General features: G+C 30.4%; 6 protein-coding genes. All 6 read left to right on the top strand.

The annotated features are described in order from the left end of the window. The first annotated feature begins 135 nt into the window (after window positions 1-135). Window positions 136-2103: an ATP-binding cassette domain-containing protein gene (locus tag PZA12_RS22895; protein ID WP_017212091.1), complete on the top strand. Its 1968-nt coding sequence runs from the start codon at window positions 136-138 to the stop codon at window positions 2101-2103. A 1028-nt stretch (window positions 2104-3131) separates the two neighbouring features. Then, window positions 3132-4781: an N-acetylmuramoyl-L-alanine amidase family protein gene (locus tag PZA12_RS22890; RefSeq protein ID WP_078114325.1), complete on the top strand. Its 1650-nt coding sequence runs from the start codon at window positions 3132-3134 to the stop codon at window positions 4779-4781. Window positions 4782-5215: 434 nt separating this feature from the next. Continuing rightward, window positions 5216-6637 carry a cadherin-like beta sandwich domain-containing protein gene (locus PZA12_RS22885; RefSeq protein WP_078114326.1) on the top strand — a complete coding sequence of 474 codons (1422 nt, stop codon included), beginning with the start codon at window positions 5216-5218 and terminating at the stop codon, window positions 6635-6637. A 323-nt stretch (window positions 6638-6960) separates the two neighbouring features. Continuing rightward, window positions 6961-9192 carry a cadherin-like beta sandwich domain-containing protein gene (locus tag PZA12_RS22880; RefSeq protein WP_078114327.1) on the top strand — a complete coding sequence of 744 codons (2232 nt, stop codon included), beginning with the start codon at window positions 6961-6963 and terminating at the stop codon, window positions 9190-9192. A gap of 256 nt (window positions 9193-9448) precedes the next feature. Beyond that, window positions 9449-10756 (top strand): methyl-accepting chemotaxis protein, encoded by a 1308-nt coding sequence (locus PZA12_RS22875; RefSeq protein WP_103698823.1) that lies wholly within the window; start codon window positions 9449-9451, stop codon window positions 10754-10756. Between the two features lie 271 nt (window positions 10757-11027). After that, entirely contained in the window at window positions 11028-13133 is a 2106-nt protein-coding gene (locus PZA12_RS22870; protein ID WP_103698822.1) for an N-acetylmuramoyl-L-alanine amidase family protein, read from the top strand. Window positions 13134-13275 lie beyond the last annotated feature (142 nt).

Raw genomic sequence — 13275 nt, 5'->3', positions numbered from 1 at the left:
CTGCTTAGAACCTTCAGCGATATTTTCATAGCTTTTCGGAATCAAAATATTTATGATTTCGGCGAAGTATACGCATAAGTTCAGGTCTTAGTTTGGTTATATATAGTTATAAAATCAACAAGGAGTATACGAAAAATGGCTTTATTAGAGTTGAGAAATATTAATAAGTATTATAGATTAAAAGATAATGACAAATTTCATGTATTGAATGATATTAATCTATCTTTTAATGCTGGAGAGTTAGTTTCTATTATAGGAGAGTCAGGTAGTGGTAAGTCTACACTAATGAATTTAATTGGTGGATTAGATTCTGATTTTTCAGGAGAATTACTTGTAAATGAAAAAGATATTAAAAAGTTAAGAAGAAAAGAGCTTGATAAATATAGAAAAAATGAAGTTGGATTTATTTTTCAAAGTTTTAATTTAATTGGTCATCTATCTGTTTTAGATAATGTTACGATTGCAATGACACTATCTAATGTTAGAAAAAAAGAACGATTGAAACGTGCAAAAGAAATATTAAGAGATTTAGGTTTAGAGAATCATATAAATAAGAAACCAAGTCAATTATCAGGTGGTCAAAAACAAAGAGTTGCAATAGCTAGAGCTTTAATAAATAATCCTAAAATAATTATTGCTGATGAGCCTACGGGTAGTCTAGATTCAAAAACTACAATTCAAGTTTTAGAAATAATGAAGGATATTGCTAAAAAGGGAAAGCTAGTAATTATGGTTACTCATTCTGAAAGAGTAGCATCCGCTTCAAGTAGAATAATTAAAATATCAGATGGAGAAATAATTGATGATAACAAGGTCATAGAATTAGATAATGAAGTTAATATAGAAAAACAAGATAATATTAGAAAGCAAAAGCAAAATCTTAGTTTAATATCATCTGCAAAACTAGCACTTGTTAATATGAAAGAAAAACTTCCTCGTAATATACTTGTTTCTGTGGGAGGCAGTATAGGAATAATGAGCATAATTTTAATGCTGTCATTAGGCAATGGGGTGAAATCTTATTTTAATAAGACTATGAATAATTATGTAAATCCATTAGTAATAGAAGTTAATATGCCTAGTGAAGAAAATGAGGATATAAATTTAGATGTTACAACAGTCCAGAAACCGGATGTTAATTCTACTAAACCATTTGAAGAAAGCGATATTGATACATTATCAAAAATAGAAAATGTATCTTCTGTGGAAAGGGGTTATAGTATAATTTCTCTTGGGGCAAATTCGTTAGTATACAATAATAAAACTAATAATTTAATGAATGTTTCAACAATATCTTCAAATATAACGGCATCTAATGTTGAAACTGGAACATTACCTAAAGATGGGGAAGTATTAATTAATAAAGCATTAAGCGATAATTTGGGGAAAGATATTATCGGGCAAAAAGTGAATTTACGCATACTTGCAAATCAAAAGATTTTAAATAGGGATTTTATTGTAAGTGGTGTTTATACAACAACAAGTGGAGATTTAACTGCAAATATGAAATCTGCTTTTTTAAATTATGCTGATTTAGAAAAGTTATATTCAGATAACGGCTATAAATTGAAGCCTAATGTGGTTTATGTTAACACAACAAATAGCAAATATACCCCTCAAATTAAACAAAAGGTTAATGAACTTGGTTATTCACAGTCATCTCAGGAACAAATGGCATCTATGTTTAATCAAATGATAGATATATTAACATATGTACTATCAGGAATTGCAGCAATATCTTTAATTGTATCAGCGATTATGATAATAGTTGTTATGTACATAAGTGTTGTAGAAAGAACTAAAGAAATAGGAATAATAAAAGCAATTGGAGCCAGAGCAAAAGACATACGTAGAATTTTTGTTTCAGAAGCTTTTTTAATAGGATTTTTTAGCGGCGCAATAGGTTTAATAGGTGCATATTTTATCATGAGAGGAATAAATCTCATGTCAAATAAACTATTTGCAGTAAGTGTGGTTTTAATAAAAAGAGAATACGCAATACTTGGAGTTACCGTAAGTATTGTAATAAGTACATTAGCAGGTTTACTACCAGCAAATAAAGCTGCAAGGTTGGATCCAGTAGAATCATTAAGGAGGGAGTAAAGAAAATAAAAGTAAAATAGCCTCGAAGCTATTAGCAGTATTTATTAATAAGAAGGTAGCTGGATCATTTACTTTCTTATAGATGGTAATGAAATAAAGTGAAAAGTTTAGTTACATATATAGATATCAAAAATAAAGGGTTAACTTATTAGATAAGTATATTTACAAATTTTCTAAAACTTTAAGTTCATATATTTAATAGAAATTATAAATATAGGTTATGCACTTAGTACGGGGTAGGCGCATAACCTATATTTTTTATTGGCATGCCTAAAAGATAGTCTTTTCTGCTTTAAATAAGGTTTCTTCATCAATTGAGTATTGTATTTAGAAATTAGAATCATGATTTTATTGATGAAAGTATTTTTCTTAGATACTTTAAAGGATGTTTTATATAATGTCTTAATGAATTAGGATTCATGGACGCCTACAAGTATAAGATATTATAAAGTAGAAAACTATATGTCGAATTTTGCATTTCATTATAGCAAAGTGGAATTAATGAATTTATACTACATCAATTCCATGATTTTTCAGCTTATAATTTAAAATGATTCAGGAATTGTTAAGGAAATTCAATTATAATAGAAATACAGGTAAAGTTTTTAGCATCCTAAAGGAAAGCTTTAAAGTCAAGCTTTTGTAGCCTGTTTTCATATATAATGCTTATGTTAATATATTAATTACAATCAGGTAACGTATATATGAAGATAATTAATTGGAGATTGATATAATTGCGCTCAAATATTGGTATTTTATTAAGTAAATCTTATAGAAATCTGGTCCTTAATTTTACAGTTAAGTATGTAGATTTACAATAAAAGAATAAAATTCAGCAAGTACTAATATTTTATTAAAAAAATATCGACAAAAAGCTCCAAATAAATACAAAAAGACGTAGACAAGCATAAATAAAGTTGCTATAATAATATTCGTAAACCAAAATAATATTTTTTAACCAAGATATTATTTTTAAACTAATAAATTATTAATAAACCAAAAAATGAAACTCTAGGAGGAATATACAAATGATAAAAAGAATGACTAAAGCAACATCGTTACTAGTAGCTGCAGCTGCTATTATTTCAATAGTACCTGCACATGCAGCTGACTACACAAAAATCGATTCAGAAGAAGGTACTGTATATAATGCAGTAGCATACAAAGACGGTAAATTCTATATTGACGGAGAAGTTAATGATAAAGACGAAGCAGCTTACTATTTAGCAGATGGTAAATATAACAATTTATCAGATATCGATAGTGGATCAGATGTTACTAATTATGGTTCTAAATACTTAGATGTACAAGATGGAGATTACTTCGTTGATTTAGAAAATGGTGAAGTTACAGATGAAGATTTAGCAGAAAATAATGCTGACGATGCTGCATCAGCTTTAAGAAAGAAAATTAAAGATAAAGCAGACGATAGATATTCAGATCATGCAGAGCTTAAAACTGATTTAACAGAACTTCAAGGAGCAAAATTCGGCCAAACTTGGTACAAGACTACTTATGGTGGATTTAATGTTTATACAGATGTAGATGGAAATTACATAGATGCAGATTATAATGTAGGTAAAATCAAAGTTACTACAACTAATGGATCAGCTTCATTAACAAATACAGATGATGATGATAACGGAGTTAAAGTAGCAGTTTCAGGAGCAGAAGAAATTGGACAAGATGCTAATAATATTTATAGAAAAGTAACAATCACAGTTACTAGCACTAATGGAACTATAAAAACAATTGGTAATAAAGACGTATCATTAGTAGCATCTGAAGTTTTAACAGATGGATTAACTGCAAAATATTCAGCTATCCAAAAAATATCTAAGGCTCAAGCTTCAGGAGATGTAGATGGAGCTAAATATGCTAAAACAGTATCAACTTATGCAATTGCAGATGAAGATGGAAATAAAATAACATTACTTGCCGATTCATCAAAGACTATAGCAGATGGAAAAATCATAGCATATACAAATAAAGATGGTAGAGTAGATGTTCAAACAATAGAATTAAAAACAGATAATGGATTCAATTATACTGATACTACAGATGTAGATGATGAAAGTGTAACTGCATTAGATACAGATGCTAATGGTAACCTTTGGAGATTAGATGGTGGATACATCTATAAATTCGACAATGACGAAGATTGGACAAAAGTATACAAAGTAGATGGATCTTTCGACAAGATGTCAGTTTACGATGAAAATAACATTGTAGCTTGGAATGAAGGCGATGAAGTTTACTCAGTAATCAGTGGAAAAGGTACAACAACACCAACAGATCCTACAACTCCAGTTGTAAACAAAGGATGGGTTAAGACTGATGCTGGTTGGACATTCTACAATACTGATGGAACTCAAGTAAAAGGACAATGGGTTAACGATGGTGGAGTTTGGTATTACATCAAAGCTGATGGAACTATGGCTACTGGCTGGATTCAAGATGGATCAACTTGGTACTTCTTACAATCATCAGGAGCAATGAAAACTGGTTGGTTAAATGATAACGGAACTTGGTATTACTTACAATCATCAGGAGCAATGGCTACTGGTTGGTTAAATGATAATGGAACTTGGTATTTCTTAAATTCATCAGGAGCAATGTTAGCTAATACAACTGTTGATGGATATAAATTAGGAGCATCAGGAGCTTGGATTAAGTAATAAATTAAAATAAGTAAAGGTCCAAATTATAAATTTGGACTTACTACAACAGAATACTAAAGATAAAAATTTATTGTTGAATAATTTCTTTATTCAACATAAATATAAGAAATTAAGACTGTTCATAATGATTTATTTAAATCGTTATGGACAGTCTTTTTGTGGTTTTGCTCAAAGAGGATTTTCCAGAAGGTGTTAAAATAAAATTAATATAAAATTAAGATTTAAGATTATTCATCCGCGTTTACAGTAAAGTATTATAATGGTAACATTATTATTAGAAGAAATATAAAAATAGAATTTATCATATTGGATTCACAGCTTATTAATATACATATAGAAGTGAGTATCTGTAGAATTTATACTCTATTTATATATTAAATATAGAGATTTAGTTTAGAAATATTAAGTGGTGACAAAGGGGGGGGCAGAATATGAGTAAAATGGTCAGAAGGATAATTTTAACATTTTTTATTATTTATAGCGTTTCATTTTTACAGACAAGCTCTTTGAATTTGCTTATGACAAAGGTTTATGCAGAACAAGATAATCCTTCTTTAAAAGATATTTATTTAAGTGACGGAGGAAATCTCGATTTTTCAGAAGATAAATACTCATATGTCACAGATGTTGGTAATGATATTGATCAAGTATTAATTAAGGCTAAACCGTATGATTTACTAGATACGGTTAAGGTTGATGGAGAGATAGTAACTAGAGATGATAGTTATAGAAAAGTCGTACCTTTAGTAAAAGGAAAAAATAAGATAGAAATAGAAGTCTTAGATAATAGGAGTGATGCAACATCTACCTATAATGTGTATATTTATAAGGGAGGAAAAGATGCTGTTTATCTAAAGGATATTAATATAAATGATAGTAATATTGGATTTGATAAAAATACCAATTTTTATAATATAGAGTTAGATGAAGGAACAAATATAATGGAGCTTGAGGCAACTCCAGAGGATGGAAACTATTCAATGACAGCCAATGGAAAGCAATTAAGCAATGATTCTATAAAGGTTAAGTTTAATGGTATAGGAAAATATACTATTAATCTAGGGGTTAAGGATGATGATACTCAAAGAATTGGGAATTATACTTTAAATATGTACTTAGGTATTCCAGTAACACCTAATGTTAAGGATACAATTAATGCAGTAATAAAGCCGAATCAATGGGTGATAGTAAATGGAAGATGGAGGTACAATGATACTGCGGGTAAATGTTTGAAGAATACTTGGTATTATGATAATAAATATAAAAGTTATTTTTATTTCAACAGTAGAGGAAATATGCAAACAGGTTGGATGGAAGATGACGATAAGTGGTACTATCTGGAGGCAAATGGAGAAATGCAAACTGGATGGTTATATTATAAAAATGAATGGTACTTTTTAGATAATAATGGTGTAATGAAAACTGGTTGGATTAAAGATAATGATAAGTGGTATTTCTTGAAAGACGATGGCACGATGGCAACAGGATGGATAACCAGTAATGGAACTTGGTATTTCATGGAGCGTAACGGTAGTATGAGAACAGGGTGGATATATTATGGAAAACAGTGGTATTATCTAGATCAATCGGGCGCCATGAATACTGGATGGGTAAATGAAAATAATCAATGGTATTTTCTAAATGCTGATGGCAGCATGAAAGCTGGAGAATGGGTATATTGGAAAAATAACTGGTATTATTTGAATTACGCGGGTAATATGAGGTGTGGATGGCTTTATAAAGATGACAAGTACTACTATTTTAATGAGGATGGTGCTATGAGGACTAGTCCTGCAGAAATTGATGGATATATATATAATTTTAATAATGATGGTTCCGTGAATTTTGGGTAATTACCATATCTAAATCTGACTTTTAATTATTTGAAAAAAGCAAGTTTTGTGTAACATTATAGTAGGAAATACAGAACATATTAGAATAAAAGTCAAAAAGGAACCAATATTTCCAAGGAAATTTGTATATTATAGAGGAAATAAGTACGAATAAAGGCAACATATCTATGTTTATTTAGTTAAAGAAACTTTAGGAAAATTCGATAATAAATATAGTAATAGATTATATACTTTATGAACTTGAATATGCTGTTTCTGGTGTTTAAATACATTAGAAATGGATGATAATAAATTTCGTAAACATAAGATGGGAGGACATACTAATGAGTGCAAAAAAAATCAATCTTAATAAGATTACTTCTTATTTATTAATTTTTACTGTATTTTTTACACTTATGCAGACAGTAAATTTGCAGAAAGCTAGTGCAACTGATGAAACTCAAATAAAAGGTCTGCAATTTCACATAGGAGATGTGAACGGAAAAACTAAAAATATTGATGGAAACGAGAAAGATGGATATGTATGTGAGTTTCTTCCAATAGGTCAAAATTTCACTTTGGTAGCTGATTCTGGTTATTCTATTGTAAGTGTCCAAAGTAGCTCAAGTTTTATGAATGTTAAGCCAGTAGCAAACTCAAGTGGAGGAAATGATTATGTAGTAAATACAATAACTGATTATAGCGATTTTACACTTACGGTGGTTATGAAAGATAGCTCAGGAAAACAAGTTACCTATCCGATAAGAATGAAATTCGAAGCGGATTCTTCTCTTTCATTTCAAAGTTTAAGGGTTACATTAGATGGTAAAATAACTTATAATTTATTTTTTACACAAACAGATGCAAATGGAAACTATCATATTTCTGATATAAATTCTGATGTTAAAATGGCGAAAGTTCAGTTGTTTGACAATAATAATACGCCAATGAATTTTTCTATTAATGGCGGTAGTAGTGCTGCAGAGGCGACTGTAAACTTAACTGGTGGAGATAATGTTATAAGTATAGGTGTGACAACCCAAAATATCTCTAGACAATATAAGTTGATTATAACTAAAAAAGGAGAGGCAAAATTACAGTCATTAGTGCCGTCAGCAGGTACTTTATCTCCAGCATTCAATTCAAATACGTATGACTATACAGTTCAAGTACCAACTACTCAAACAACAATTGCATTTACACCAATAGCTGTAGATAATTCATCTACTATTAAAGTCAATGGTGTGACTGTAAAAAGTGGAAGTAAGAGCCAAAGCATAAAGCTAGATGAAGGAGAAAATGATGTTGAAGTTATCCTTACAACTAAGGATGGTGATACAAGTACATATAATATTAAAGTTACCCGTACAGCTTTATTTAGAAGTTCTCAGCTTACTGGGTTGACACTGACATCAGGAACTCTAACTCCTGCTTTTAATAAAGGAATATATGAATATTCAGGAACCGTCGATAATAGTGTTACATCAATAGGGGTTACTCCAACAGCAGAGGATGTTAATGCGACAATTACGGTTAATGGAAAGAAAGTACCTAGCGGCGCAACTTCACCTTATATAAGCTTGGATGAAGGTGGAAATACTATAAATGTAAAAGTTACAGATTCTAAAGGAAATAGCAATACATATGTATTAAATATTACAAGAAGATATCCAAAAGACAATGTGAATTTAGCGAGTCTTTCTGTAACAGACGGAACAATGTCACCAAAATTTGATCCTGAGACTTATCTATACAGTGTTAAAGTTGCTAGAAATATTGAAAAAGTAAGAGTTATGTATACTTCACAAAATGACAAAGCAAAGATTAAGATAAATGGTAAAGAGTATACTAATGGACAATCTGATTACATAAAACTTGATATAGGAGCAAATCTTGTAGTTGTTGAAGTAACTGCTGAAGATGGAAAAACAACGACTACTTATAAGCTAAGTGTAATTAGAGGAGATATAGAAGGAACTAACCAGTGGGTACTTGTTGGAGGAAATTGGACATTCTATAATGCAGCTGGTATGCAAATTAAAAATCAGTGGGTTAAGTATGACAATCAATGGTATTTCCTAGACATAAACGGGTATATGCAAACTGGATGGATACAGGATTCTGGTAATTGGTACTATTTAAATAAAGATGGTATTATGCAAACAGGTTGGTTTTATGACAAAGGATATTGGTATTACCTTGAAGCTAATGGAGCTATGAGGGTTAATACATGGGCTACTTACGATGGAAAATGGTATTACTTTAATAACTTTGGAGAAATGCAAACAGCTTGGGCACAATATAAGGGTAAATGGTACCTTATGGATGATCATGGGGTAATGCAAAAAGGTTGGGTGACCTATGATAGAAATAAGTACTACTTGAATGATGATGGTAGTATGAGGACAGGATGGTTATATAATGGAAAGTCATGGTACTATTTAGATGATAGTGGAATAATGATAACTGGATGGAAGAATATAAATGGAAAGAATTATTACTTCGATGCGGGTGGAGTTATGAAGACTGGAATGCTTTTCCTTGACGGGCAATGGATAAATTTGAATAATGCATAATTAAGAATAGAAGTGATATCTTATGATAGGATATCACTTTTATTTTTGTACAAAGGATAAGCTAAAATTTATATATATGTCCAAATAATGTTATAATTGTAGAGTTATGTTTGTATTAGTTGAATGTAGGAAAAAATAATGATATCATAAAATTGTGTAGGATAGTCAATCACCATCTATAAATATGAATACATTTATTAAAATATTTTATAAATGAATGCAATTAGATTGAAAGGTACATATAGGAGGAGACAAAATGAATAAAGAGAAAAAAAATGTATCACTAAAGGTTAAACTTCAAGTTTCGTATGTAATTATGTCTATTTTGGTATTTATATCAGGAATAGTGAATTTTAAGCAGCTTAGTGATATAAAAAATGGTATTGCTAATGGAGATACATTGGCAAGAGATATTACGACAACTGTAGTGGTATGTATCATAAGTATAATTGCAGCAATTTTTGCTGGGTTTTATATGCATAAAAATATAATTTCAAGACTAAATACTCTTCAGAAATTTGCTATGAAGTTGGCAAGCTATGATTTTTCAGAAGGTGTTGAAATAACTAAATATGATGAAATTGGAGCTACTGCAAGGGAACTGAATATTGCTCAGGAGAATGTAAAAAATCTTATTTCAACTATTTTAAATGAAGCTTGTAACATGAGTGGGTTAAGTCAGGAATTATCTGCGAATGTAGAAGAAGTATCAGCCAAGCTTGATGAAGTTGATAATTCATCCAAAAATATAAATGTTACAATGACGGAAACAAGTGCAACGGCAGAAGAGATTGCTGCTTCTATTGAAGAAGTTAATTCTAGTATGGAAAGTTTGGCAAATAAAGCAGCCGATGGAAGTACAAATGCTGAAAAGATTAAAAGAAGAGCTGAAAAGGTCAAGGAAGATAGTAAAATTGCTATTGCAAATACAACACAAATAAGAGAACAAAAAGAAAAAGATATAATAAAGGCAATTGAAGATGCAAGAGTTGTTGAGGAAGTTAAAGTTATGGCTGGGGCTATAGCTGATATTGCGGAGCAAACTAATCTTTTGGCATTAAATGCAGCAATAGAAGCGGCTAGAGCAGGAGAATCAGGAAAAGGATTTGCAGTTGTAGCAGAAGAAATTAGAAAACTTGCAGAGGAATCTTCCCAAACTGTTTTTACAATTCAAGATACAATATCTAAGATACAGGACGCAGTTAAAAATCTTTCAGATAACAGCAATGATATACTTAACTTTATGTCGAGTGAAGTTGATAAGCAGTTACAGGATTATGCTAAGATCGGAGAAAAGTATAGCAATGATGGAGACTTTGTAAGCTCAATGTCAGAGGAACTAGTATCAATGGCTCAAGAGGTTGAAGCTACAGTTGAGCAGATAAATGAAGCACTTCAAAGTACAGCTGCAGATGTTCAAAAATCTTCTGTTAATAGCGAGAAAATACAATCAGAAATAGAAACTAGTTCATCAGCTATATCGCAAGTAGCCAATGCAGCAACTCAGCAAGCTCAGATAGCAATGCATTTAACTGAATTAGTACAAAAATTTAAATTAAAATAATAATAAATATTTAAAGAATAAATTAATTAAAGAGTTTTAGAATAACTATATCAAAGATATAATTTTTATATCACGATATGGTTATTTTTATGCGGATATTTATAACTAAATTCGTAAACATAGTTATATCATTAATTATGTAATTAGAGCTATTTGGCTAATGAATTTTATATCATATAATGCATATTAAAAATATCTATATATTGTTAGAATATTTAAACTCATCAGTATAAATGATATAATATATATAGATATTTTGGAGGCGATTGGCATGATAAGAAGAATTAATAAAATATTGGCACTTGTATTAATTGGGACAAGTATTATAGCTACAATACCAAATAGTGTTTTCAGTACTTCAGTTAAAGCGGAGACTAATGATATTTCAAAAATAATTTTAAATCCCCAAACTAATAACATAGCTCTTTCTGGAATTGATATAGGATCAATGGTTCCTGATGGAGATACTCTTATAGGAATGGCTGAAAACACAACTATAAACCCTCAGTTAGAAAATGGAGTAAAATTGATGTTTAGCAGCAAAGGAGCAAAGTCAATCGACAATGAGGAATGTGGCAAGTTATCGTACAATCTGTCGGGTTCGCTAGTTGATGAAATTTCAGCACAAGTTTATGAGGTTTTGAAAGATCCAATAACAAATGCAGTTGTATCGAAGGCAGAATCGGCTACAGGAGGTACTATACCAGAGGAAACGCTTAAAAACGTAATCGAACCTATAGTGGAGAAAAACTTACAAGCAGCATTACCAAGTGCTATTAAGAGCAGATTTCAGAATATCCCTATATATCAGTATACTGGGAAAAATAATTCAGGTGATGTTATAGCTCAGGCCTTTGTGGTAAAGGGGTTAGTGGGATCAATAGTTAATACTGTGGTAGGAAATGGCGCATATTGCGTAAATACTTATAGTGCTAATGTGAGGAATGCATCTTACAGCAGCATTGATATAGTTCCTTCATTGACATTTAATCCAGCAGTAGGTACAACGGCTTATTCAAAAGTAATTAATTTAGATAATGGTTCTAAAGTTATTGGTGATGGTATGAGTATCAATGTTATTGATTCCGTAAACAACAAGGTATATGTAATTAATAACCCAATTTATAATATGTTAAAGGCAAAACAGGGAGATTCAGATAAAATAAATAAAGATTTAAATATTATTGATTTTAATGGTGTTACTAATTTGAGTGGCAGCTTAAGTTTTCCGTTGGATATAGATGGAACTAAATTCTCTATTTTAAGCTTATCATTAACTAAAAACGGAGATATCACAGCAAATAAAAGTTATAAATATGCTGTTGTAGTTGGAGATTACGAAAAGAATTTATTAGATAAGATGATTGATGGAGTTAATCTAGGTAATGTTGGGGATAAGATAAAGGGAATGATAAAAAGTGGGACATACAATATGATTCCAGATATAAATACTCAAATTGGCGGCTTGATAGATAAAGGTAAAAATGAGTTTGATAAAACTATAGATGGAATAAGTGATGGGATAAATGACATAAATGACTCCTTAGATGATCTTACTGATGCTCTTAAAGATAAGAATAATGATGTTGATGATGCTTGGGATAAAGTGTTTGACAGGTATGATAATGATAAAGGCTGGGGAAAACATGATGGATATATATATTATTATGATAAAGATGGAGTTAGTTTAAAAGGTGTACAAAAGATAAATGGAAAAATATATTATTTTAATAGAATTGATGGGGCCATGGAAACAGGTTGGCAGATTGTAGATGGTAAGAAGTGTTACTTCGATAAGAAAAAGGGCTGTGAACTGTTTAACCAATGGGTACAAGATGGTGATGATTGGTATTATGTTGGTGAAGATGGAGCCGTTAAAAAGATGGAGTGGGTCAATTATAATGGTAAATATTATTACTTAAAAGCTGATGGTAAGATGGTAAAGGACTGGTTTAAAGTTGATGAGTACTGGTATTATTTTAATAATGATGGATCAATGTCAACTTCAATTTGGAAATCGTCTAATGAAAAATGGTATTATTTAAAAGATAATGGACAGGCAGCTAGTGATTGGCTTAACTTGGGTAGTAACTGGTACTATTTTAAGAATACATCAGGAGAAATGCAGACAGGTTGGTTTAGAGCTAATGGAAATTGGTATTATTCAAATGATGATGGCTCAATGAAAACAGGATGGATTTATTCTAAGAATAATTGTTATTATTTAGATGAAGGTACGGGTGTAATGAAAAAAAATGAATGGGTAGTTATTGATGGTAAAAATTATTATTTTAATATTAATGGAGAAATGGTAACAGGATCAAGATATATAGATGGAACAAAATATGTCTTTGGTTCAGATGGAACCTTATATTAATTGAAGTCATGAATTAAATCTAAGGGGGAAGACGGCAACTTTCCTCCTTAGATTTTTAAATTATACTCAATATGGGATATTTAATGTAAAATGGTATTATATCTATATAGTTATTCAAAAAAGCTTCGATAATAAATAGAGT

Source organism: Clostridium beijerinckii, from assembly GCF_036699995.1.
In the GTDB taxonomy this organism is placed as follows: domain Bacteria; phylum Bacillota; class Clostridia; order Clostridiales; family Clostridiaceae; genus Clostridium; species Clostridium helianthi.
Note: the sequence above shows the minus strand (reverse complement) of the source record. Positions and strands in the feature narration are given on the sequence as shown.

Coding starts and splice junctions, on each gene's coding strand:
- PZA12_RS22895 (WP_017212091.1), top strand. CDS start 136: ATGGCTTTATTAGAGTTGAGAAATATTAATAAGTATTATAGATTAAAA.
- PZA12_RS22890 (WP_078114325.1), top strand. CDS start 3,132: ATGATAAAAAGAATGACTAAAGCAACATCGTTACTAGTAGCTGCAGCT.
- PZA12_RS22885 (WP_078114326.1), top strand. CDS start 5,216: ATGAGTAAAATGGTCAGAAGGATAATTTTAACATTTTTTATTATTTAT.
- PZA12_RS22880 (WP_078114327.1), top strand. CDS start 6,961: ATGAGTGCAAAAAAAATCAATCTTAATAAGATTACTTCTTATTTATTA.
- PZA12_RS22875 (WP_103698823.1), top strand. CDS start 9,449: ATGAATAAAGAGAAAAAAAATGTATCACTAAAGGTTAAACTTCAAGTT.
- PZA12_RS22870 (WP_103698822.1), top strand. CDS start 11,028: ATGATAAGAAGAATTAATAAAATATTGGCACTTGTATTAATTGGGACA.